The sequence below is a fragment of the Halobacillus sp. AWM4_238 genome (assembly GCF_056158265.1).
This window is the reverse complement of the sequence record NZ_JBSWSY010000002.1, coordinates 2,253,804-2,278,588: the sequence shown is the minus strand read 5'-3', so window position 1 is coordinate 2,278,588 and position 24,785 is coordinate 2,253,804. Positions and strand designations below refer to the sequence as shown.

15 protein-coding genes are annotated in these 24,785 nt (G+C 46.0%); 14 read left to right on the top strand and 1 reads right to left on the bottom strand.

Annotated elements, in window-relative coordinates:
* The first annotated feature begins 3 nt into the window (after positions 1 to 3).
* From ACXACN_RS11620 to ACXACN_RS11565, 12 genes are all read left to right on the top strand, one after another.
* A complete protein-coding gene (locus ACXACN_RS11620; protein WP_474964596.1) occupies positions 4 to 1,017 on the top strand; it encodes a DctP family TRAP transporter solute-binding subunit in 1,014 nt (337 codons plus the stop codon).
* A gap of 90 nt (positions 1,018 to 1,107) precedes the next feature.
* On the top strand, positions 1,108 to 1,608 hold the full coding sequence (locus ACXACN_RS11615) for a TRAP transporter small permease (protein ID WP_474964594.1): 501 nt from the start codon (positions 1,108 to 1,110) through the stop codon (positions 1,606 to 1,608).
* Positions 1,605 to 2,891 (top strand): TRAP transporter large permease, encoded by a 1,287-nt coding sequence (locus ACXACN_RS11610; protein WP_474964593.1) that lies wholly within the window; start codon positions 1,605 to 1,607, stop codon positions 2,889 to 2,891. The genes ACXACN_RS11615 and ACXACN_RS11610 overlap by 4 nt, the downstream gene beginning before the upstream one ends.
* Positions 2,892 to 2,897: 6 nt before the next feature.
* Positions 2,898 to 3,851, top strand: coding sequence for a D-2-hydroxyacid dehydrogenase (locus ACXACN_RS11605; RefSeq protein WP_474964591.1), 954 nt, complete (start codon positions 2,898 to 2,900; stop codon positions 3,849 to 3,851).
* A 16-nt stretch (positions 3,852 to 3,867) separates the two neighbouring features.
* Positions 3,868 to 5,574 carry a M20/M25/M40 family metallo-hydrolase gene (locus ACXACN_RS11600; protein WP_474964590.1) on the top strand — a complete coding sequence of 569 codons (1,707 nt, stop codon included), beginning with the start codon at positions 3,868 to 3,870 and terminating at the stop codon, positions 5,572 to 5,574.
* Positions 5,575 to 5,586: 12 nt separating this feature from the next.
* Entirely contained in the window at positions 5,587 to 6,864 is a 1,278-nt protein-coding gene (locus ACXACN_RS11595) for an aspartate aminotransferase family protein (protein ID WP_474964589.1), read from the top strand.
* 12 nt (positions 6,865 to 6,876) lie between these two features.
* Positions 6,877 to 8,307, top strand: coding sequence for an NAD-dependent succinate-semialdehyde dehydrogenase (locus tag ACXACN_RS11590; protein ID WP_474964587.1), 1,431 nt, complete (start codon positions 6,877 to 6,879; stop codon positions 8,305 to 8,307).
* Positions 8,308 to 8,318: 11 nt separating this feature from the next.
* The gene (locus ACXACN_RS11585; protein ID WP_474964586.1) at positions 8,319 to 9,722 is read left to right on the top strand and encodes an FAD-binding oxidoreductase; all 1,404 of its coding nucleotides are present in this window, start codon (positions 8,319 to 8,321) and stop codon (positions 9,720 to 9,722) included.
* A complete protein-coding gene (locus tag ACXACN_RS11580; RefSeq protein WP_474964585.1) occupies positions 9,715 to 11,046 on the top strand; it encodes a (Fe-S)-binding protein in 1,332 nt (443 codons plus the stop codon). Before ACXACN_RS11585 ends, ACXACN_RS11580 begins: the two co-directional genes overlap by 8 nt.
* 93 nt (positions 11,047 to 11,139) lie before the next feature.
* Positions 11,140 to 12,258 (top strand): M20 peptidase aminoacylase family protein, encoded by a 1,119-nt coding sequence (locus ACXACN_RS11575; RefSeq protein WP_474964583.1) that lies wholly within the window; start codon positions 11,140 to 11,142, stop codon positions 12,256 to 12,258.
* Between the two features lie 484 nt (positions 12,259 to 12,742).
* On the top strand, positions 12,743 to 16,714 hold the full coding sequence (locus ACXACN_RS11570) for a cell wall-binding repeat-containing protein (protein WP_474964582.1): 3,972 nt from the start codon (positions 12,743 to 12,745) through the stop codon (positions 16,712 to 16,714).
* A 32-nt stretch (positions 16,715 to 16,746) separates the two neighbouring features.
* Complete coding sequence (locus ACXACN_RS11565; RefSeq protein ID WP_474964580.1) at positions 16,747 to 19,224, top strand: cell wall-binding repeat-containing protein; 2,478 nt, start codon at positions 16,747 to 16,749, stop codon at positions 19,222 to 19,224.
* 90 nt (positions 19,225 to 19,314) lie between these two features.
* On the opposite strand, the gene ACXACN_RS11560 is transcribed toward ACXACN_RS11565, so the two are convergent.
* A complete protein-coding gene (locus ACXACN_RS11560; RefSeq protein ID WP_474964578.1) occupies positions 19,315 to 21,858 on the bottom strand; it encodes a cell wall-binding repeat-containing protein in 2,544 nt (847 codons plus the stop codon).
* 342 nt (positions 21,859 to 22,200) lie between these two features.
* Here ACXACN_RS11560 and ACXACN_RS11555 point away from each other — a divergent pair, with 342 nt between their 5' ends.
* On the top strand, positions 22,201 to 22,710 hold the full coding sequence (locus tag ACXACN_RS11555; RefSeq protein ID WP_474964576.1) for a BsuPI-related putative proteinase inhibitor: 510 nt from the start codon (positions 22,201 to 22,203) through the stop codon (positions 22,708 to 22,710).
* Positions 22,707 to 24,770, top strand: coding sequence for a S8 family serine peptidase (locus ACXACN_RS11550; RefSeq protein ID WP_474964574.1), 2,064 nt, complete (start codon positions 22,707 to 22,709; stop codon positions 24,768 to 24,770). Before ACXACN_RS11555 ends, ACXACN_RS11550 begins: the two co-directional genes overlap by 4 nt.
* Positions 24,771 to 24,785 lie beyond the last annotated feature (15 nt).

Here is a 24,785-nt window from a genome sequence, read left to right as displayed (position 1 = left end):
AAAATGAAAAAATGGTTATTGCCGATTGCTGGTTTGTTAGTATCTTCTGCGTTGGTAGGGTGTAGCAGTGATGAAGCGAGTTCAGAGGGCGAGGATACATACGAGATTCAAGTCGCCCACCTCGTCAGTGAAGAACAATCAACACACGTAGCATTGGAATCATTCATTGAGCGTGTCGAGGAACGCTCGGATGGACAACTTCAGATTGAAGCTTATCCGAACGGATCGTTATATGCTTCAGATCGTGAAGCTATTGAGGCGGTACAAATGGGGAACCTTGAGATGACGATCCCTGCCGTTGCTCCTCTTTCCGGTTTCAACAGTAAATTCATGGTGTTTGATCTTCCGTTCCTTTTCAAAACAAAAGAAGCCGCTTATTCTGCGCTTGACGGGGAACTTGGGAATTCTTTGTTGAAAGATTTGGAAGATGAAGGGTTCAAGGGTCTTGCTTTCGGTGAGAATGGCTTCCGTCATATTCTCAATAATGAAGGTCCGATTGAAACCCCTAGTGATTTGGAAGGGTTGAAGCTGAGAACAATGGAAAACCCTGTCCACACGGATACATTCAATGCCTTAGGTGCAAATGCTTCTCCATTTGCCTTTGGTGAACTTTATACCTCTTTGCAGCAAGGTACTTACGATGCGATGGAAAGTCCCGTATCCCTTGTCTACACAAACAAATTCTACGAAGTCCAGGATTATTTGACCGTCAGTGGCCACTTCTATGCCGCTACGATTCTACTTATGAACAAAGATTTTATGGACAGCCTCCCAGAAGAACTACAGACGATCCTCCAAGAAGAAGCAGAAACCTACAGAGAAGAACAACGTAAACTCGCAAGTGAGCAAGATGAACAATTCCTGAAAGAATTGCAGGAAAATGAAGGGTTGAACGTCAATGAGTTGACTCCGGAACAGAAGGATCAGTTCATTCAGGCGACTCAATCCGTCTATGACGAATATGAAGATGAAATTGGTGCTGACTTGATCGAACAGGCGAAAGCAGCGAACGAATAAAAAGAGAGAGCGGTGGGGTGATGAGCCTCACCGGGCTCTTTTCATTTATTCAAAAACGGAAAGAGGCGTGATTATCAAAGGAGAGACACGATGAAGACATTTATAGATGAAAGGTTAGAAGAAATACTTATTGTCATCACGATGGCCTTAATGGTACTTCTCATTTTTTATCAAGTAGTATCGCGTTACGTGTTTAATGACTCGATGAGCTGGACAGAAGAATTGGCTCGTTACATACATATTTGGCAGGTGTGGATTGCGGCAAGCTTTGCGGTTCGCAAAGGCAAACACATTAAAGTGGAGATGTTCAAAGATCTGCTGCCCCCGCTCTATCGAAGAATCATAGACTTCATTGCCCTTGGTCTTTGGTTCTTTGTTGCGGTGACGCTTGCCTATGTCGGGAGCGATGTAATTCTCAGCTTGATTGAGCAAGGACAAGTATCCCCGGCGATGAGGGTCCCGATGTGGTGGGCGTATCTTGCAATTCCCGTAGGTGGTTTGTTGATGTCCATCCGTTTGATTCAACAATTCATCCTCCTCATCAAGAATCCGAATCGAGACTACTCCTCTTCGGAAGGTGAACAATTATGACGATATTAATCTTATTTGGTACGTTGTTTCTATTTATCATCATCAATGTTCCGATTGCGATTGCTCTCGGGTTGTCATCGATCTTTACGATTTTATTTACAACCAACATGAATTTGACGATTGTCGCCCAGCGAGCCTTTACCTCGCTCGACTCCTTTCCATTAATGGCCATCCCGTTTTTTATGCTGGCAGGGATCTTAATGGGAAAAGGGGGAGTGTCCAAGCGGATTTTAAACTTCGCCAGTGCGCTCGTCGGTTGGATTGTCGGTGGACTGGCGATGGTCACGGTTGTAGCGTGTATGTTTTTCTCCGCCATTTCAGGATCTGGGCCGGCAACGGTTGCCGCTATTGGTTCATTCATGATTCCGGAAATGAAGCGCAGAAATTATGGGGAAGGGTTCGCTTCTGCCATTACGGCCGCTTCCGGTTCCATAGGGGTCATTATCCCGCCTAGTATTCCCTTCGTTCTGTACGGGGTTGTCGGAAGTGTTTCTGTCGGAAGCATGTTCTTAGCAGGAATCATCCCGGGAATTATCATCGGAATATGTCTGCTTGCGATTTCGTACGTCATTTCAAAAAAGAATGATTACAAACCGGCTGTTGAATCCTTTTCATTCAAGGATGTTGTTCGCACGTTTTGGGAAGCGAAGTGGGCGTTGCTCATTCCTTTCATCATTCTTGGCGGGATTTACGGAAGCGTTTTCTCGCCCACGGAAGCAGCCGTAGTGGCCGTCGTTTATGCCATCGTCGTCGGTCTGTTCGTTTACAGGGAACTCAGCTGGAAAGATGTCTATGACGCGCTGTCTGAGGCAGCCGTTATTAACGGGGCAACGATGATTATCATCGGCTTGTCCATTTCGTTTTCTTTCCTTATGACGTCAGAACGTGTTCCGATGACGATTGCCGAGTTCTTGACGAATTTGTCACAGAATCCGTTTGTCATTCTGCTTTTGATTAACATTTTACTTCTGATTGTCGGAGCGTTCATTGATACGATTTCCGCGCTTGTTGTTCTGGCACCGATTCTGTTGCCGGTGGTCACGGCGCTTGGTGTTGATCCTGTCCACTTCGGTGTGGTGTTGGTCGCGAACCTTGCGATTGGGTTTATTACCCCACCTGTAGGCGTCAACTTATTCGTTGCTTCAAATATAAGCGGAACAAGAATTGAGAGCATTTCTAAAGCGATTCTGCCAATCTTGTTGGTCTTGATTGTGTCGCTCTTAATCATTACCTTTGTTCCTTCCTTATCTCTATATCTACCAGAACTTTATGATGGGAGGTAAACGGACATGATCGTAAGTACTTCAGATGAATGGAGACAAACCCATGTAGAAAGCTGGCAGCGGGAGAACAATGAAGACGTTCTCATTTATTCGTGTCTCGATGACGTCCCTCAAGATGTCCGCAAAGAAACGGATGTTTTGATTACCTTCGGAAATGATTTGACGAAAGAGAATATCCACCATTTTGAGTCATTGAAATGGATCCAGCTGTTAAGCGCAGGCTTAGAAGATCTTCCTTTTGAAGAATTACGGGGTAAGCAGCTGTTGATTACAAATGCCAGAGGTGTTCACTGCCGGTCTATGAAGGAATACGTGATCGGGGCGATGCTCCATTTTGAAAAACACTTCCACCGCTTCCTGCAGTTAAAGGAAAACCGGGTCTGGGAACGAGAGACCTTGGTCGGTGAATTGGTCGACCGCAGGGTCCTGGTCTTCGGTACAGGCACGATTGGATGCGAAATTGGGCAAGCCGCTCAATTTTTCGGGATGAGGATCGATGGGGTGAACACAAAGGGGAGCTTTAAGGAACCTTTTGAACGGGTGTACACGATGGAGGAAGGGCTTGATCGGCTTGGTGAATACGATTATGTCCTTTCGGTTCTTCCCTACACACCGTCAACGAAAAACATTTTCTCTCATGAAAAGCTCGGTCGTCTCCATCACGAGGCTGTATTTATGAACCTGGGTCGTGGAGGTGTCGTTGATGAAGAGGCGCTTGCTGCTTATTTGAAGCAGGAGAAAATAAAAGGCGCGGTGCTGGATGTCTTCGTTGAAGAGCCCCTCCCCCGTGACCATGTTTTTTGGGAATTGCCTAACTTGTTGTTAACTCCTCACATGTCAGCGAAATCGGATCATTATATGACGAGGTGTATGGAGATCTTTTTGGAGAATTATCGCAAATTCACAGGAAACGAACAGCATCGAATGAGAAATCTCGTCGACCTGGCCAAATACTATTAAAGGAAGGAGCGTTCCTATGAATCTATCTTCTCATGCAGATGCGCTGGAACCGAAGAGTCCGGAAACTCTCTACAACGAAATCCGCGACCTCCAGGATGCAGACAAGATCGAGCGATTGACGAAGGCTTTCGTACATATTCCAAGCATTAACGGTACCTCAGGAGAAGTCACAATCGCGGAGTATCTGGAAGCGTTCATTCGAACGATTCCCTATTTTAAAGAACGTCCAGAATCTGTATGGACACAACCGCTGCACAACGATTCTCTAGGAAGAAAAAATGTGTACGCGATCATTCGGAATCCGAAGTATGAAGAAACGGTACTTTATCACTCCCACATGGACACGGTGGGCATCGATGATTTTGGGAAATTGAAGGGGCTTGCGTACAATCCGGATCAACTGAAAGAACATTTTGCCAAACATGCCCCAACGCCTGAAGTTCGTAGTCACGCACGAAGTGGCGATTGGATGTTCGGGCGCGGTTCTGTGGATATGAAAAGTGGGATTGCTGTTCACTTAGTGAACCTTATCCATTTTTCCCAGCGGGCGGAGGAGCTTGAGGGAAATATTCTCCTTATGCTGAATCCCATTGAAGAAAACGAGCACACCGGGATCATAGACTCGGTGGGGGAGCTTCAGCGTCTCCAAGAAGATTGGAAGTTGGAGTTGAAGGTTGCCATCAACAATGATTTTGTAACGGAGCTGTACCCTGGGGACCCGAACTACTACATGTATACCGGGGCTATCGGAAAATTGCTTCCGTGTTTCTCTATATACGGGCGGGAAGCCCACGTTGGGGAAACGCTGACAGGGGTCGATCCAACGTTGATTTCAGCAGAGATCAACCGGCGCATCAACAACAATATGGAATTTTCAGAGCGGATCAGTGGTGAACATATGCTTCCACCGACCTGTCTGCATCAGCGTGATCAGAAAGATTTCTATAATGTACAGACGCCTCTCGCCAGCCGGCTCTACTTCAATTATTTCATCTATGAATCTTCACCAGATGAAGTGATGGCGAAGCTCGTTTCCAAAACGGCTGAAGCCTGTGCGTCCACACAAAGGCATATGGAGAAGCAGTACCAAACGTTTTTAAATACGGGGAACTACCCGGACCACGAAGGACTCAGCTGGGATGTTTCCATTTATACGTATGAAGAATATGTCCGTCACCTTGAAGGACAGGGGATCGATGTCAAAACTTTCATTAAGGAGCTCGATTACTCTCAGGAGACGATGGACAAAAGGGAAATCGCCTTCCATGTCGTAGAAAGCTTACAAAGTATCGACCCTGACAAACACCCTAAAGTCGTCATATTCTTTGCACCGCCTTACTGCCCGCACAATTTTTTGCGGGAAGAGGTCGATAGTGAAAAGAGAATCATAGATGTGCTTCGAGAAGTAACGGACCAAAACAGGGAACAGGTGGAAGGAACTTTTGCCGTCAAAAAGTTCTTTCCGTTCTTATCGGACAGCAGTTACTTATCGCTGCACGATTCAGAGGAAGAAGTGCAGGCCTTGATTGATAACTTTCCAGAGTATCATGAAATCTATCCGGTACCGATCCAGGAGATTCGTAAGTTGAATATCCCATCCATCAACATGGGTGTCTATGGAAAGGATGCGCACAAATATACGGAACGCGTGTATAAACCCTACACGTTCAAAACGTTACCGCAGTTGACTCGTCAGGTTACGGAGAAAATTTTTCAAAACTAGGAGGTACGACCAATGGTGCAAATGACAAAAAGCTTATATGAACGTGCGAGTGAAGTAACGCCACCGACAGCTTCCCGGGCAACGACATTAGGAATGGTGAAAGCCGAAGGCCATTATTTATTCAGTGAGGATGGAACGAAGTATTTGGATTTTGCGAGTGGTGTAGCCGTGACGAACGTTGGTCACAACCACCCGAAAGTCGTGGAAGCAGCCAAAGCACAGCTCGATGAAATGATCCATGGCGGACACAATGTCGTCTACTACCCGTCGTATGTGAAGCTTGCGGAGAAGCTGAACGAGTTGAACGGTGGAGATCAGATGGTGTATTTCAGCAACAGCGGGGCCGAAGCGAATGAAGGCGCGATTAAACTTGCGAAAAAAGTGACGAAACGTCCAGCGGTGATCTCCTTCAAACGAGGCTTCCATGGTCGTACGATTGCGGCAACGTCCATTACCGCTTCGAACGCGGCGTACCGTAAGGATTATGAAGGGCTGCTTCCGAGTGTCTACTATGCCGACTACCCTTATGCTTACCAGACGGGACTTTCAGAAGAAGCGGAAGTCGAGCGCTGCCTCGCACAACTGCAGGAACTGTTCGATTTCCAAGTCCATCCTGAGAGTGTTGCTGCGATCATTCTCGAGCCTGTTCAAGGCGAAGGCGGATATATCGTTCCACCGAAGAGCTTCCTGGAAAAACTTCGTACCCTTTGTGATGAGCATGGCATCCTTCTTATTTTTGACGAAATTCAAACGGGTTTCGGACGTACGGGTGAAATGTTCGCCTATCAGCATTTCGGTGTAAAACCAGACATTTTAACGCTTGCGAAAGGGATTGCAGCAGGCTTCCCACTCAGTGCGATTGTGGCACCGAAAAAAATCATGGAACAGTGGCCGGCCGGCACCCACGGAGGGACCTACGGAGGAAACCCTGTAGCATGTGCTGCGTCTCTTGCTTCGATCGACATTTTAGAAAAAGAAGGTTTGCCAAATGCCAAAAATCAAGGCGCTTACTTCAAGGAAGCTCTCATCCAATTGAAAGAACGGGTGAAAGGGATCGGAGATGTTCGAGGTGTCGGACTGATGCTTGCCATCGAACTTCGTAAAGAAGATGGTTCTCCAGATTCCGATATGCTTTCTAAAATCAGAACAGAAGCATTGAATGAAGGTATCATTCTACTGGGTTGTGGAACGAAGAAGAATGTCCTGCGTTTCATTCCACCAACAACAGTTAAGCGTGAAGAAATTGATCGAGTGATCAACGTCGTTGAACAAGTTTTGACGGAAAAATAGGAGGGACCTTTCATGTTATATATCGATGGAGAATGGACAAACAGCCAGTCGGGAGAACTGTTGGATGTCACGAACCCTGCGACAGGAGAAGTGATTCAACAAGTGGCGAAAGGCGGATCCGAAGATTCTTTACAGGCCATTGATGCCGCCGATCGTTCGTTTTCAGGATGGAAGAAGTTGACCGCCAAAGAGCGCGGTGCCTATCTTGTGAAGGCAGCAAACATCCTGCGGGAACAAGCGGATGAACTTGCAGAAACCGTTACAAAAGAAATGGGCAAACCGTTGAATGAATCGAAAGGCGAAGTGAATCTTGCGATCGATTATTTGGACTGGTACGCCGAAGAAGCCAAGCGGGTGTATGGAGAGACGATCCCGGCTTCTCATCCTTCCAAGCGTCTGCACGTATTCAAAGAACCTGTCGGGGTGACCGCAGCCGTCACGCCTTGGAATTTTCCGGTGGCGATGATCACGAGAAAAATCGCCCCGGCACTCGCGGCCGGCTGTCCGGTCGTCGTCAAGCCTGCTTCCGCTACGCCTTTGTCTGCGATGAAAGTGTTTCAAGCTTTCCATGAAGCAGGACTACCTAAGGGCGTCGCCAACTTGATCATTGGTTCAGCTTCCAAAGTAGTCGGTGAAATGACGAAGAGCCCGAAAGTGAAGAAGATTACGTTTACCGGTTCCACGGAAGTCGGTAAAAAGTTGATCCGTGATTCGGCAGAGACGGTTAAAAAAGTATCGATGGAGCTCGGAGGTCACGCGCCTTTTGTCGTTTTTGAGGATGCGGACTTGGATCTCGCTGTCGAAAGTGTTGTAGGCAGTAAGTTCCGTAATGCCGGACAGACTTGTATATGTACCAACCGGATCTATGTGCAGGATACAATCGCCGAAGAGTTTTCCAAACGTTTTGTTGAGAAAGTCCAGGTCCTTTCGATTGGAAATGGATTGGACGATGGAATTGAAATCGGTCCACTAATTGACGGAGGTGCCGTAGAAAAGGTCGAAGAACAAATCAAAGATGCGACAGAAAAAGGAGCCGTCGTTTTATGTGGTGGCCAGCGAGTGAATGCAGCTGGACAAGAAGGCGGCAGCTTCTTTGAACCGACAGTGTTAGGGGACGCAACAGATGACATGGTCATTACAAAAGAAGAGACGTTCGGCCCTGTCGCTCCTATCTACACATTTTCTTCAGAGGAAGAAGCCATCAAACGGGCGAACCATCCGGAATACGGGCTGGCCGCTTATGCATTTACAAAAGATATCTCCCGCTCTTACCGACTAATGGAAGGTTTGGAATACGGCATTATCGGTCTGAATGATCCGATTCCGACTACCGCTCAAGCACCTTTCGGGGGAATGAAAGAAAGTGGGACCGGACGTGAAGGCGGACGTCAGGGGATCGAGGAATACCTGGAAGATAAATTTGTTTCCATCGGGAATATATAGGAGGAAAAAACATGGAGAAGTGGATGGAAGTACTGTCAGAGAAAATCCCCAGTCAGCAGCTGATTGCCGACCTGGCCGGACGCTACAGTTACAGCTTCGACGCCTCTTTCGGTGAACATCTTCCGGAACTGGTCGTGCAGGCGAAGAACCGGGAGCAGGTCATTCATGTGATGAAGGTAGCGAACGACTTCCACATTCCAGTTTATCCAAGAGGACAAGGGACTTGCTTAAGCGGCGGTCCCTTGCCTGTTCATGGGGGGATCGTTCTTGATCTGTCCCAGTGGCCTGAAGAGCTGGAGGTAGCCGTTGAAGACCTTACGGTGACGGTTTCCCCCAGTGTGTTGACAGCGAGGATTAATGAAGAAGCTGAAAAGCATGGACTGATGTATCCCCCGGATCCAAGCAGTGCCCATGTGGCAACCATCGGTGGAAATCTGGCAGAGAATTCAGGAGGACCAAGAGGGCTGAAGTACGGAGTGACGAAAGATTACGTGCTTGGACTTGAGCTGGTCACCCCGGAAGGCGAAGTGATCCGAACAGGAGGAAAGACGATCAAGAATGTCACTGGTTTTGACTTGACCAAACTGATTGTTGGATCTGAAGGGACCTTAGGAGTAATCACACAAGCGACCTTGAAGCTCGTCCCTAAACCGTTGGCGAAACGGACAATGATGGTGGAGTTTGCTGATGTGCGCACAGCTGGGGCAGCTATTTCACGTACGCTGACCACCGGCATCTTACCTTCCAAGCTTGAGATCATGGATCAGGCCTGTATTGTCGCGGTAGAAAACTTCAGGCCATCAGGGCTTCCGCAACAAGCAGAAGCGATCGTCATCGTTGAACTGGATGGGCATCCGGAAACGTTGAAGATCGAAATGGATTCGCTTCATGAAATTATGACCACCATTGGAGCAACCGGGATCACCGTGCCGCAAACTCCAGAAGAAGAGGCAGTGATTTGGTTTGCTCGTAAACAAGTGTCGCCTGCGATTGCTAAGATCAAGCCTACCAAAGTATCCGAAGATGCCACGGTACCAAGAAGCAAAATTCCCGATATGATGGACCGATTGGCACAAATCAAAGAGAAATACCATCTGTCTCTTGTTGTATTCGGCCACGCCGGCGATGGCAACCTGCATCCAAACATCCTTTGTGACAAAAAGGATAAGGAAGAAATGAAGCGCGTGGAGCAGGCCGTGAAGGAAATATTTGAAGCGGCGGTCGATTTAGGAGGGACCCTTTCAGGCGAGCACGGCATCGGCACGATGAAAGCTCCGTTCATGGAATACGAACTAGGCGCTATAGGCTTGGATATGATGAAACGCATTAAAGATAGCTGGGATCCGAATGGCATTATGAATCCTGGCAAAATATTTCCGGAAAAAGACCAGAAGCTGGTGCTGACGGATGGATAATCTTAAGCAGCTTCAGCAAAAACTCAGCTATGATCAAACCTTTGATTGTGTCCAGTGTGGCTATTGCCTTCCTGCCTGTCCAACCTATGAAACGATGGAGCGGGAGACTCATTCTCCAAGAGGACGGATCAACCTTGTAAAAATGGTCGCAGAAAATAAAGCTTCCATTAAAGACTTGGAGGACCCCATTGAGAAATGCCTCGGATGCATGGCTTGTACGACCGTTTGTCCTACGAACGTTCAATACGGCCAAATCTTAGAAAGTGCGAAAGAAGTTATCGAAGAGAACAGATCTAAGGGACCATTACAAAAGAAGACAGAGGACTTCCTTTTCCGTACGTTCTTCCCTTCTAGTAAATGGATGGACACCTTAGGGAAAGCAACCTGGTTTTATCAAAAGTCCGGAATCCAGCGTTTAGCCAAGCTGATGAAGCTCACCGAGGCTGCTCCTCTTCATTTAAGTGTGTTTGAAAAAGTCATACCCGAACAACCATCACCGAATAGACGGAACGAGCGGGTGAAGCGGTACATAAGGAACCGTCCAGCCAAAGCAAAGGTTGCCTTTTTTACCGGCTGTGTCATGGATGGTGTCTTCTTTGAAACCAATCAGAAAACGATTGAACTGATGTTGAGAAGTGGTCTTGAAGTCGTACTCCCTGAAGAGCAGACCTGTTGCGGTGCGCTTCATGCTCATTCAGGAAAAGTGGAAGAATCCAAAGAGCTGGCAAAGAGAAACATTGCTGCTTTTGAAGAGGAAGAGATCGATTATATCGTTAACAATGCGGGCGGGTGCGGCGCATGCCTTATTGAATATCATCATCTTTTCGAGGAAGGATCAGAATGGTACAACAGAGCTCTAGTCTTTACAGAGAAAGTGAAAGACATTTCAGAAGTGCTTGTCGAGGTGGACGGTCTGGATTTCCAAGAACCCGTAAATCAAACGATTACTTACCAACCATCCTGCCACATGACGAATGTGCAGAAGGTAACCTCTCCGCCGTTGGAGCTGTTGGGTAAAATCCCTGGACTGACTTTCAAGAAACTGGATCGTCCTGAATTTTGCTGCGGATCAGCCGGGATTTACAACATGGTGAACTATGACGAGTCGATGAAAATCCTTGATGTGAAGATGAACGATGTGTGTTCAAAGAATCCTGACACAGTCATAACGACCAATCCAGGCTGCTTGCTGCAAATGAAAGTTGGTATTGAGCGAGAGGGGAAAGCGGAGGAGATGTCTGCGGTTCACTTGGTAGATTTATTACTTCAAGCGAATCCAAGAAGCAAAGAGAGTTCAATAGCATCTGAGGTTGTTCATAAATAAACCAGAGCGGGAGAAATCTTTGCTCTGGTTTCATTTTTTATTAAGATGGAACAAAAGGAATTGACCATACACTGTTTTTAAAGGAGTAAAGCTATGGCGAAAACGAATCGACCGAACGTGCAGGAAATCTTTGAGCATCTTCATCAACATCCAGAAGTGAGTTGGAAGGAAACAGCGACGACGGATTATATCGCGTCTTTGCTTGAGGGAACGAGCGCGAGAGTCCAACGGTTTGATGATTGCACAGGCTTAGTAGCGGATCTCGGTCAAGGCGAACCTCAAGTAGCTGTTCGTGCAGACATAGATGCCCTGTGGCAGGAAGTGGGAGGGGAATTCAAAGCCAATCATTCCTGCGGTCACGATGCCCATATGGCCATTGTTTTGAACACTTTGTTTAAGTTAGAGGAACGAGAGGACTTCAAAGGGAGCGTCCGCTTCATTTTTCAGCCGGCAGAAGAGAAAATTGAAGGTGCTTTGAAGATGATTGATCAAGGAGTCATAGACGCTGTGGAGTCCCTCTATGGTTTACATCTCAGGCCGGTTCAGGAGCTTCGGACGGGTGAGTATGCACCAGGTATCCAGCATGGTGCTGTCCGCTTCCTTGAAGGTGAAATTAAAGGAGAAGATGCCCACGGAGCCCGTCCGCATTTAAATACGAATGCGATTGAGCTGGGGTCAAAGCTGGTACAAATGGTGAATGCGATTCATTTAGACCCCAAGGTTCCCTACTCGGCGAAGCTGACTTCTTTCCATAGTGGTGGAAGTAGCACAAACATCATTCCAGGGAACGCTACTTTTTCTATCGACTTACGTGCACAGACCAATGAAGTGATGGCACAACTGTACTCAAAAATCGAAACGGTCGTGGACTGTCTTTCGAATCTTCATGATTCAGAGATTCAATTGAAAGTGACCTCTGATGTCCCGGCGGCCATCCTTAACCAAGAAAGTATACAATTCATGGAACAGGCCATTCAAAATATAAAAGGCAAGGAGCATGTGAAGCCTGTCATACAAACGACAGGTGGAGATGATTTTCATTATTATTCCATTAAAAAGCCTGAACTCAAAGCGACGATGCTAGCTGTTGGATGCGATTTGCAGCCGGGTCTCCATCACCCCAATATGACCTTTGATCGAACGGTTTTAGAAGAAGCTTCAGATATTCTTGTTGAAACCGTTCTGCAAGATAACCGCACCTATAACAGGTAAAGAAGGTGTGGCTTAGCTCAGGTATTTTTGTGGAATAGTAGAACACAGCGTTCACAGGAAGAGGGTGATATCCGCGATTTCTTATAAGAAGCACGTGATGGTCCATACCCTTATTGCCGCTGGGTTTCTCTTGTTCTTCTTTATCGTTGACCGGTTTATTTATGCCATTGATGGATATATTCCGCTTATTCTCATATTGTATTTGGCCAGCCTTACTGTGAATAGATATGTAGGTCATTTTATTCATAGAGAAAAATGAACGAGGACCACGAAATCCATGCATTGGTTTCGTGGTTTTTTTAAGGAAAATGGATGGGGGTCCATACTTTTTCATGGCTGAATTTATTAAACTACAATTGTAAGCGTTTACTTTTTATTTAGCAAAGATTTACACAATTAACACAAATGAGACAAAATTTCCTATATAATGGAGGGTGTTGAGGAATTATGTAGAAATATAAATAATATTGGGAGGTTATCTCTTTTGAGAAAGAAAAACTTCGTACGTGGCGTCAGCTCTGTCGTTGTCGGTTCAATGGTTCTTGGGATGTTCTCTGTCCCCGCTTCTCCGGTAAAAGCAGAGCCTACATCTGCCGAGACTATGCTCATCTCAGAGTATATTGAAGGAAGTTCCAGGAATAAAGCTCTTGAGTTATTCAATGGTACAGGAAGTCCTATAGACTTATCTCAATACTCTCTTGTTCAGTACAACAATGGGGATACAAATCCTACATATACGCTGCCATTGGAAGGAACACTTGCTGATGGGGAGACCTTTGTCGTTGCTAACCAGAGTGCGGACCAGGCGATTCTTGACGCTGCTGATTTAAGCACAGGGGACAGCGTGGTCAATTTCAACGGGAACGACGTCCTTGTTCTGAAAAAAGGGGAGCAGGTAATTGATTCGATTGGTCAGATTGGTACCAGTTCAGACTTTGCCAAAGACGTGACCCTGACGAGAAAAGCTGATGCCCTTGCAGGAGATACAAATCCTGACGACGCTTTTGATCCAAATGCATCTTACGTCAATCAGGGAACCGATGTATTTTCCTACCTTGGTCAATTCCCAGACGAAGCCTCTGAAGAGAAACCCGCGGATCCCGTTGAACTTTCCAGTATTGCTGATGCTAGAAATTCCGAAGAAGGTACGGTTGTCAAAGTAAAAGGGATCGCTACCGCAGCCTTTGTAGCTGGTGACAAAACGAACGTATACATACAAGACGATACAGGCGGCATTGTCGTTCGGACATCCCAAAATGTCATGATTGGTGATGAGTTTACAGCAGAGGGCTCCTTGGGGTCTTTTTATGGTCTTGAACAAATCCAGACGGAAGATATTGAGATCACAGAAAAAAATAAGGGAGTTCCAAATGCTCTTCAAGTCGATGCCTCTGATTTCAGCAAGGGATCTGGTGAAGCGATCGAAGGAGAGTTCGTTGAACTGACAGATGTGGAAATTACCGGTGAAGCGGACCGCGGAGATTATTCGGCTGTGTCCGGCGGTAATAAATTCCTTATTTCTCCTAATGAAGGCAATGTCGATGTTCAAGTAGGAAAGACGTATGAACGATTCCGTGGTGTCGTGACCTACAGCTTTGGTGAATATCGTTTAATCCCTCGCGAACAAAGCGATGTCATTGAAAAGATTTTCTCAGTCACAGCCTCATCGGCATCCGGCAACTTTGCTAAAGGTTCCGAAGTTACGCTAAGCACCGCTCAGCCTGATGCTTCCATTCATTATACGATAGATGGATCAGAGCCAACGAGTGCGAGCCAAGTCTATGAATCTCCGATTACGATCAACGAAGATACGACTATTAAAGCTGTCGTCATTAAAAAGGGTGGAGAAACGAGCGAAGTCTATACGTTCTCCTATGATGTGCTGAAGGCTGTTGATTCATTGAAGATCCATGATATTCAAGGGTCCTCCCATACCTCTCCATATGAAGGGATGAATGTAGAAAAGGTCACCGGAGTTGTTACAGCTTTGGATGGTTCTTATGGGTACTACATTCAAGAACCAAGCCCTGATAACGACGTAGCAACATCCGAGGGGATCTATGTTTATGACAAAAACTCTGGTGTGAGTATCGGAGATGAAGTTTCTGTAGATGGTGTTGTCAAAGAATGGCGCGAAGATGGATTTGATGATGCGGATGATCTATTGACCACCCAAATTACGGCTTCTGATTCTACAATTCTATCGTCAGGCAATGACCTGCCGGCAACGACTGTCCTTGGTGAAGACCGGATCCAGCCAAAAGTGACGATTGAAGACGATGGAATGGAAAACTTTGATCCTGAGACAGACGGGCTTGATTTTTATGAAAGCCTTGAAGGTATGCGGATTGAAATGAAAGATGCACACGTCTCATCTCCACCAAAATACGATGAAGTGGCTGTCTACGTAGATACCAACGAAGGACAAGCGCTGACAGATGCAGGCGGCTTGTTACTGACTGAAGAAGATGCAAACCCTGAGCGCGTTCTGTTGGATGTGGATGGATATGACGTCAACGTCAAAGTCGGAGATCAGCTGGATGGGTCTGTCACTGGGATCGTCAGCTACGACTACAGCAATTTCAAGGTTCGTACGACTGGAGATTTCCCGGCCATCATTGATGGTGGAACAGAAAGGGAAACGACAGACCTTGCTGTTGAGGAAGCGAAGTTGAACGTAGCCACGTACAACATGGAAAACTTCTCAGCAGAAACTTCTGACGACAAAGTAAATCGTATTGCAGAATCTATGGTCAATAACTTGAAGCAGCCGGACATCGTTGGGTTGGTTGAAGTCCAGGATAACAATGGTCCGACAGACGACGGAACTGTTGAGGCGGATCAGTCTTATCAGAAGTTAATTGATGCTATTGAAGCGAATGGTGGCCCAACGTACGAATATACAGATATTGCCCCTCAGGATAAAACAGATGGCGGCCAGCCGGGAGGAAACATCCGTGTCGGATTCATTTACAATCCGGAACGTGTGTCTCTCGTTGATAAACCAAGTGGAGATGCGACGACAGGCGTTGAAGTTTCTTCAGAAGGACTGAACCTGAACCCGGGTCGGATCGATCCGATGAATGAAGCCTTTGAAGATTCTCGTAAAGCCTTAGTCGCAGAGTTTGAATTCAATGGACAAAAGGTGATGTTGGTCACCAACCACTTCAATTCCAAAGGTGGGGACGATTCGCTATTCGGGGCGAACCACCCGAGAGAGCTTGGAAGTGAAGTGCAGCGTCTGAAGCAGGCCCAGGTACTCAATGATTTTGTCGATGAATACGAAGAAAAAGTAGAAGATGCGAACATCGTTGTCATGGGTGATTTGAATGACTTTGAATTCTCTGACCCGATCCAAACCTTAAAAGGAGATGTTCTTACGAATTTAACGGAAGAACTTCCTCTAGAGGAGCGGTATTCCTACAACTACCAGGGGAATTCTCAGGTTCTCGATCATATTTTGGTCAACAACTCTCTTGCGGAACAAACAAAGATTGATAGTGTCAATATCAATGCGGACTTTTCAGAAGCGGATGGCCGCGCAAGTGACCACGATCCAATGCTTGCTCAAATTGAATTCGGAACAGATGTTGAACGGATCTCAGGAGTCGACCGTTACGAAACAGCCATTGAAGTTTCGAAGAAAGGCTGGGATCAGGCCGACACCGTTGTCATAGCGAGAGGAGACTCTTTCCCGGATGCTTTGGCGGGAGCACCACTTGCTTATAAACTGGATGCCCCGATTTTATTGACGAAATCAAACACCCTTCTGTCTAAGGTGAAAGCTGAAATTGAGAGACTAGGTGCGAAGCATGCTGTGATTTTGGGTGGAGATGGAGCGATCTCCGATTATGTGAGTTACCAGTTAGAAGGAGAAGGGTTGTCTGTTGAACGGATCTCCGGAAGTGACCGCTATGAAACAGCGGCCAACATTGCTGCCCGCCTGGACGGTTCACCAGAGAAGGCGATCGTAGCGGATGGAAGAAATTATCCAGATGCTATATCAGGTGCTTCTTATGCCGCAGAGAATGGCTATCCTGTCTTATTGACGAAGTCGAAGAAACTGCCATCAGAAACGAAACTGGCTTTGTCTGACATTGAAGAAACGGTTGTTCTTGGCGGAACGAATGCGATTAGTGAAAAAGTGCTGAAAGGTCTACCGAATCCAACGCGCTACCATGGATCGGACCGTTATGGGACATCAGCAGAGATTGCGGCGAAATTGGTTGGCGATACAGACTCTGCCTTCATCGCTACAGGCCGGGAATTTGCGGATGCTTTAACGGGATCTGTACTTGCAGCGAAAATGAAAGCGCCGATGCTTCTTGTGAAGCCGGATGATCTCCCAGATGAAATGGAAGCTCTAATCCAAGAACAGAAATACACAAACTTCCATGTTCTTGGTGGCACAAATGCCGTAAGTGATGAAGTGAAGAACGAGCTTGATGACGAATAAAAAAACTTTGAAACTGTGAAAGGATGTTTTTAATGAAACTAGTAAAACCACTTGCAACTGTAGCTGCATCAGGGGCGATTGCTCTTGGTACGTTGGCTTTCCCTTCCGGGGAAGTCAAAGCAGCTGATGGAGATTTTGATTTGACGATTATGCACAGCAATGACACTCATGCTCACTTGGAAAACGTGCCAAAGAAGGTTTCCCTTGTAGAACAACTTCGTGCTGAGCGTGAGAATTCCGTATTACTGGATGCGGGTGACGTGTTTTCAGGTACGCTTTTCTACAATGAATTCAAAGGTCTTGCCGACCTACAATTCATGAACATGATGGAGTATGATGCGATGGTTCCAGGTAACCACGAGTTTGATGATGGCACAGAGCCCCTTGCTGATTTTGTTAAAGAAGCCGAATTTCCAATTGTTAGTGCGAACATTGACTACAGCAAAGATGTTAGTCTGAAGGATCTGTTCAAAGATGAAATTGGTAAGCCGGGTGAAGGCGGAAACATCTATCCAGCTTCCATTATTGACGTGGATGGAGAGAAGGTTGGTGTATTCGGACTAACGACAGAAGAAACTGCTTTTCTATCAAACCCAGGAGAAGACATTGAATTCCAAGATTACTTGCAAAAAGCAGAAGATACAGTGACGATGCTTGAAGGAGAAGGCGTCAACAAGATTGTTGCTCTTACTCATATCGGTGTCACTTACGATCGTACACTTGCCGAATCAGTCGAAGGTATTGATGTCGTTGTAGGTGCTCATAGTCATACGACAGTAGAAGAAACAGAGGTTTTGAATGATGGTGAAGGTGACGAACCTACCCTTGTTGTACAAGCAGGAGAATATAACGAATACTTAGGTGACCTTCAAGTTTCTTTCGATGATCAAGGTGTCCTTCAAGAATGGGACGGAAAGCTGATCGATATTGAAGAAGCAGATGTAGAGCCGAATGCAGAAGCGCAAGCATTACTTGAAAAGTTCCAAGAGCCTCTTGAAGAGCTTAAGAACGAAGTGGTAGGAGAAACGACGGTTGCTTTAAATGGAGAGCGTAGTGACGTACGTCAAGGCGAGACCAACCTTGGGAACTTAATCACAGATTCCATGCTTGCAAAAGCGAAAAAAGTGCTACCTGAAACAAGCATTGCGATTCAAAACGGTGGAGGGATTCGTGCATCCATCGATGAGGGCGAGATCACTATGGGTGAAGTCTTGACGACGATGCCTTTTGGTAACCAGCTTGTCACTTTGGAATTAACCGGTGAGCAGCTTAAGGCAGCTCTTGAAAATGGAGTGAGCGATTTAGAGAACATGGGTGGACGTTTCGCTCAGGTTTCCGGTTTGAAGTACACGTTTGATCGTAACCAGCCTGCAGGTGACCGCATTGTCGACGTGCAGACGAAAACAGATGATGGGTATAAGGCTCTTGACATGAACGGTACGTATACAGTGGCAACAAACGCCTTCATCGCTGATGGTGGAGATGGCTACGAAACTTTTGCTGAAGCGAAAGCAAACGGAAAAATGAAAGAACTTTTCTTCGTTGATTATGAAGTCTTCAATGAATACTTAGAGGAACAAGGGACGGTTTCTCCAGAAGTTGAAGGACGGATCATTGATCAAGTCGCTGAAGAATCGAATGATGTGGAACGCATCTATGGTCAGGATCGTTACGAGACTGCTATTGAGATCTCCAAGGAAGGCTGGGAGCAAGCCGATACGGTTGTCATCGCGAGAGGAGATCAGTTTGCGGATGCCTTGGCTGGTGCACCTTTAGCTTATAAACAAGACGCACCAATTCTTCTTACGAAATCCAATAAACTTGATTCCAGAGTGAAAGAAGAGATTGAGCGCCTGGGTGCTACGAAAGCAATCGTCTTAGGTGGAACGGGTGCCATTTCCAACTATGTAAAATATCAGCTGGAAGGTTTAGACCTTGATGTTGAGCGTATTTCAGGGAAAAACCGTTATGCTACCGCTGCAAGTATTGCTGCAAGACTTGGAGGCAACCCTGATAACGTGATTGTTGCTGATGGCCGTAATTACCCTGATGCCCTGGCTGTAGCTTCTTATGCAGCTAAAGAAGGATACCCGATTCTTCTTTCTCAGACAGATAAGTTGCCTGGCATTACGAAGACAGCCCTTGGTGGATTTGATCAGAGCATTATTGTCGGTGGAACGAATGCCATTTCTGAAAAAGTAGAATCCATGCTACCTGAACCAACACGGTATAAAGGTGCAACACGCTATGAAACAGCTGCTGTTATTGCTAAAGATTTGATGGGAAGTAAAGAGAATGCTTTTGTTGCTACTGGAACAAACTTTGCAGATGCGCTTGCAGGTTCTGTTCTTGCAGCGAAGCATGATGCATCCATGCTTCTTGTGAAAGAAGACCAACTTCCTCATGTTACAAAAGAAGTAATCGAGGAAATGGGACTTCGTAACTTCCACGTCCTTGGCGGTACAGGAGCTGTCAACGAAGACGTAGAAAAAGAGCTCAAAGAGAAGTAATTGTTGTAAAAGGAAGGAGCCACCGCTATATGTAGCGGTGGCTCCTTTTTTCTTATCCCTGCCTTTTCATTTGGTTCACACAACCCACATCTAGTCTGAAGTCAATTGCATTAAATGGGCACCGACTTCTTCATTTACCGCGCCAAATCCACCCAGGATGGTGTAGGATCGGGGTTGATGTTGATCAATGAATTTCGCCATTTCCTCAGGAATTTCATCTGTTCGTACAAGGAGGATTGGTTGTTCACGATTGGCTGCCAGGACAGACCCTGTTAATGCATCTGCAAATGCCTGACCGGTGACCACAAAAACTTCATCGGTATTCATTTGAAGACCTTCCAAAATGTCAACAGCTGTCGCATAACGGTTGCTTCCAGAGAAACGAACGGCATTCGGTAAGTCTTTAAGAATTTCCTCACTTACCACCCCTTGCCCCCCGACAACAAAAGCTTGATCCACACGCTCCGCAATCGGACGGATTTCTTCTGGCAAAGCCTTCGTTCTTGTTAATAAAATTGGATAGCCTTTTTGTGCTGCATAAGGAGCAGAAGCCAGGGCATCAGGGAAGTTTTGACCATAAGAAATGAAAGCTTTTTCGAATGACGGTCGTCCTTGTAGCTTGAGAAGCTCTTTGGCGATTTCAGCAGAGGTTTGATAACGGTCTGTTCCTGAGATCCTTGTGACTTGCATCCCCATCTGCTTTAATTCACTTTCCACATCTGTATGAACGGCCCCTGTTCCACCGAGGATGTAAACTTGTTTTGCTCCCAGCCTGTCTATTTCGTCTTTCGTTTCATCAATAAGGTCATTCGAACGTGTCAATAAAACGGGAGCATTCAGCTCATAGGCGAGTGGAGCTCCTGAGAGCGCATCAGGAAAGTCATGGCCCTGGGCCAGAACGATGGCATCGGCACCGTTGGCAAACCCTTCTTTTGATATTTCAATGGCTGTTTCATAACGGTTCTTCCCATAAATCCTTGCTGGTTGATCGAACTGCCGCTTCACATCCAGTGTATAAGCTGTTCTGGACCAGTTTGCATAATAATCACTTACACCAAAATAATAGTTTCCTTCCTCTGCGTAAAAGGAGAAGGTTTCCGGCTCACCTTCGTAACGACTGTCGATCGTGTATAGGTCATAGATTATACCGTCGATTTCTTGAAACACGTGAATGACAGAGTCGATATGCTTCTCCGGATGAGAAAGGGAGATGGAAAGTTCTCCTGGATCAGTCATTGTAAAGGAATACAAATCATTGTCATTTGGAAAGTTGAACTTCTCATTATAGGTACCGGTCTTAATTTTCTTCGCACCATCCACCGACCATGTGGATGTGTCTCTGCCCATATCAGAAAGAGATGTCTGGAGTGACTGGTGGCCATCGACTTGGCCAAAGCCGACATAGGGGTGGGATTCCTGACTGTAAATCTGTTTCGCTCCATTTTGTAGAGCAAATTCTACTTGTATGGGACTCCAATCCGGATGTTTTGTTTTGATCAAGGATGCCATACCACTCACAATCGGAGCTGAGAAGGAGGTCCCGTCACCAATTCCGTAACCACCAAAATGATCGGTACTCGCAATATCTACTCCAGGAGCTGCCAGGTCAATATGTGGACCATAATTGCTGAAGGACGCCACAGTCGTTGAACTTCCGGTTGTATCTGTTGCTCCTACTGCAATTACCCATGGGTATCCGGCAGGAAAGGAAAACGCGGAGATGTCATCATTTCCTGAAGCAGCAACCAGAACAATTCCTGCTTGATGAGCCTGCAGAAGAACTTCTCCAAGAAGTGGATCGGGTGTATATCCACCAAAACTCATGTTGATCACATCGACATTTTTGTCCATCGCATATTGGACACCGTGAATGATGGCCGTCGTAGATAAGCCGTCATTTGTACCAACTTTAATCGGCTCAATGGTCACCTTGGGAGAAACACCAATGACTCCTTTTGAGTTCGCATTCGCGGCGATGATTCCTGTCACGTGTGTCCCGTGACCAACTTCATCGGATCGGACAGGTCCTGAGGCGACCCCGTCAAAACCTTCTGTCAAACGGTTGGTCAAATCCTCATGAGAAGGGTTAATGCCGGAGTCCATGACGGCAACTTTCACCTGACTTTCCCCTCTAGTAATCTCCCAGGCCCTTTCCATTCCTATTTCACTCAGGTACGGTTGGTGACTCTTGTATAAAGGATCACTCGGCACATAACTATGTTGATAGATTTGATCCGGCGAAGCGGTAGCTACTCCTGGTAGCTGTTGAATGGCGGAGAGTTCTTTATGATAATCCAATGAAGTAGGAATCCTGACAGTCATCCATCGATCAGGGGCTATCTTCTCTAACACATCGGTGTCTACAATCTCGTATTTATGTAAGTCGAGAGTGACCCCGGTATCTACTTTTTTAATCATAACTTGTCTATCATTGATCCGGTCTAAAGGAATCGGTTTGGCGGATTGGGATGTCACTTTTTTCGGTTTGAATTGAGCTCTCATGTTTTCTTCTTCATGTTGGAAACTCTCAATTTTTTCAGGTGCAGGTTGAGCAAAAACGGAGGAAGGATTATGGGAAACAGACAGAATGGAGAAGAAGATCAGCGTGACAATTACTTTCATTAAATTCTTCATTGTTCGTCCCCTCTTCTATTAGAATTGGTAAGCCTATAGAGTATATTCCCTAATATACATAAAATTCCAAATGGTTTCCATCTTTTTTTTAGGGAAACCAATCCAGGGATTCATAGAATAAGTGTTTGAGATTATGTCAGATACTCACATTTATAAACGATCGACTGTTTATTTATAATGAACCGTCCACACTTTCTATGCGCGGGGCGAGAAATCGATCTCGCCATTAACTTGATGATTCATACAGGACCCTCACTGAGAAGATGGTCACAAAAGTAACTTCATATATTTAAAAATCTTTCATTTGAGTGTAAACTGTAAGAAAATGAGAGGGGGGAAGATTTGGCGAAAATATGGAGTTTCTTGTCACTTATACTCATAATCGGCGCGGCAATCTGGTGGGTAAATGCTTCCTATATGAACCCTCAACAGCGTTCTCAAACGGAAACAACCAGCTCCAGCACCCCGGTATCCCAGGATACTAAGAAAGAGGCTTATGCTACTTTGGAGTGGAAAGGGGATAACCGTTTCGAGTACACCATTCATAATGGAACGGAACAGCCGATCACTCTACCCTTCCGTTCTGGCCAACGATATGAATACTATGTGAAAGATCAGAAGGGGCACCGGATAGACACGTATTCAGAAGGCAAAATGTTTACCCAGGAAGTTACAGAGAAAACGATCCAACCTGGAGAAACCTATAAAGAGAAGATTATGATCTCCTCACCTCCACCAGGCTCCTATACCTTAGAGGTGGAGTCAGCATCCTCATATCAAAATAAATTTAAGCAAACGGTTAAATTCAAGGTAGAAGATCAAGACCATAAAAAAGGGGAAGAAACAACATGAAGCTTTATCAATACCCAGCTATTCTGCTGATCCTTTTAGGATCTGTTTTTTTTGCTTTCACAACAGCTGCACAAGCAGAGGCTGACCAGGTGAATATCATCGTGAAATATAAAGACAAAGTCACTACGTCCTCTCAGTCATCTTCTTTTCCGGTAGAAGTTATCCAGACATCTAAGGGTCAGGTCCAAAAGAAAGTGGACGCTCTAAAGAAAGATCCTCACATTGAATACATAGAAATGGATACGAAAGTTTACGCCCAAGGCCAGGTGCCGGATGACCCTTTTTACGTTAAACAAGAACGTACCCTTGAAGCGATTCACGCTCCTGCTGCTTGGAAGGAATTCCATGACGAAAAACGTAGTGAAGATACAGTCGTTGCGGTCATTGATTCTGGTGTTCAGTTGCAACACCCGGATTTGAAGGGGCAACTCTTAGAAGGAAAGAATTTTGTAGATCCCGAACAGCCACCGGAAGATCAATATGGACATGGAACCCATGTCGCAGGGTTGGTCAGTGCGATCACGAATAATCAGGAAGGCGTGGCTTCGGTCTCCCAGGGGGAAGCGAAAATACTCCCTGTGAAAATCATGGAGCAGAATGAAGGGAATGTGTCGGACCTGATTGATGGCATTATGTATGCGGTGGAAGAAGGAGCAGATGTCATCAATTTAAGCCTCGGTACCTATTCCTATAAGTTTGGGCTGGCAGATGCGATCCAATATGCTCAAGAGCAGGGTGTGCTCGTCGTTTCAGCTGCCGGGAACGATAACCGCAATCAGACTTTATATCCAGCAGCACTCGAAGGGGTAGTGGCTGTTGGTAGTTATGACATAGAGAAACAAACAAAGTCCTCCTTCTCCAATTATGGATCAGATGTCGATGTGGTCACACCAGGTGATGACATTTGGAGTACGTATAAACAAGATAGCTACAAAGCTATGGAAGGAACTAGTATGTCCACGGGACATGTAAGTTCACTAGCAGCTTTGTTGATGGAAGACTCTCCCTTCTTAACAGGTGAACAAGTCGGGAGATTGATTCAAGCTTCCTCTACAAAGTTGAATGATGATTATGTTTTAGGGGATGGAATCATCCATGCCGGCAACACACTGCAAAATGTGGAACAATACCAAAGGTTATCAGGTTCCACTTCAGTTGAAACCTCTGTCGAAGTCTCTCAAAGAGGTTGGAATGGTTTAGAGGAAAAGGAACTTTCCATTGATGGAAAGAAAGTGAAAGGAAAGTTTGCTATTCTGGCGACCGCAAAGGATTTCCCTGACAGCTTAGCTGCATCGCCGCTGGCTTCATATTTAAACAGTCCTGTGCTGCTTGAACTGAAGCAGGAAGTCTCTCCTGCCATATTAAAAGAACTGAAAAGGTTGGGTGCGACGGATGTGCTACTGATCGGGGGGACGAATGCTCTTTCAGAAGAGGTGGAACCTTCGCTGTCATCTAAGGGGTACCACACACATCGGATTTCCGGGGAAGATCGATACCAAACCGCTGTTTCTGTTAATCAGTTGATCCCTTTTGATACGAACAAAGCTTTCGTCGTTTCTGGACAAGAATTCCCTGATGCTCTTTCTGCTTCCGGGTACAGTGCGATGAATGGCTATCCGGTGCTTTATGTGCGACAGGACCGGATTCCGAACTCGGTGATGGACTATATGAAAACAGAAGGAATAACGAAAAATTATATTGTAGGCGGCACTGTTCCTATCTCCAAGGAAGTAGAGAATAACCTGCCAGATGCGAGCCCTCTCAGGGTAGCTGGAGAAAACCGTTATGAGACGAATTATGAAATGCATCGGACCTTTGGCAATGATGATGCCAGGAAGATCTATTTTGTAACCGGGCGTAACTTCCCTGATGCGATGGCAGCGGCACCTCTAGCCGTTCAATCACAAAGCCCTGTAGTGATTACTAACGAAAACCAAGGGGCCATGACGAGTAAAAGTATTCATTTGTTTGACCGTAGGCACGATTATCAAATTGTAGGTGGAACCGTTCCAATCTCTGCGCCTTATGCATGGAGGATTGACCAGATTTTCCACCAGTAAAAACGAATCCACAAC

Coding starts and splice junctions, on each gene's coding strand:
- ACXACN_RS11620 (WP_474964596.1), top strand. CDS start 4: ATGAAAAAATGGTTATTGCCGATTGCTGGTTTGTTAGTATCTTCTGCG.
- ACXACN_RS11615 (WP_474964594.1), top strand. CDS start 1,108: ATGAAGACATTTATAGATGAAAGGTTAGAAGAAATACTTATTGTCATC.
- ACXACN_RS11610 (WP_474964593.1), top strand. CDS start 1,605: ATGACGATATTAATCTTATTTGGTACGTTGTTTCTATTTATCATCATC.
- ACXACN_RS11605 (WP_474964591.1), top strand. CDS start 2,898: ATGATCGTAAGTACTTCAGATGAATGGAGACAAACCCATGTAGAAAGC.
- ACXACN_RS11600 (WP_474964590.1), top strand. CDS start 3,868: ATGAATCTATCTTCTCATGCAGATGCGCTGGAACCGAAGAGTCCGGAA.
- ACXACN_RS11595 (WP_474964589.1), top strand. CDS start 5,587: ATGGTGCAAATGACAAAAAGCTTATATGAACGTGCGAGTGAAGTAACG.
- ACXACN_RS11590 (WP_474964587.1), top strand. CDS start 6,877: ATGTTATATATCGATGGAGAATGGACAAACAGCCAGTCGGGAGAACTG.
- ACXACN_RS11585 (WP_474964586.1), top strand. CDS start 8,319: ATGGAGAAGTGGATGGAAGTACTGTCAGAGAAAATCCCCAGTCAGCAG.
- ACXACN_RS11580 (WP_474964585.1), top strand. CDS start 9,715: ATGGATAATCTTAAGCAGCTTCAGCAAAAACTCAGCTATGATCAAACC.
- ACXACN_RS11575 (WP_474964583.1), top strand. CDS start 11,140: ATGGCGAAAACGAATCGACCGAACGTGCAGGAAATCTTTGAGCATCTT.
- ACXACN_RS11565 (WP_474964580.1), top strand. CDS start 16,747: ATGAAACTAGTAAAACCACTTGCAACTGTAGCTGCATCAGGGGCGATT.
- ACXACN_RS11560 (WP_474964578.1), bottom strand. CDS start 21,858: ATGAAGAATTTAATGAAAGTAATTGTCACGCTGATCTTCTTCTCCATT.
- ACXACN_RS11550 (WP_474964574.1), top strand. CDS start 22,707: ATGAAGCTTTATCAATACCCAGCTATTCTGCTGATCCTTTTAGGATCT.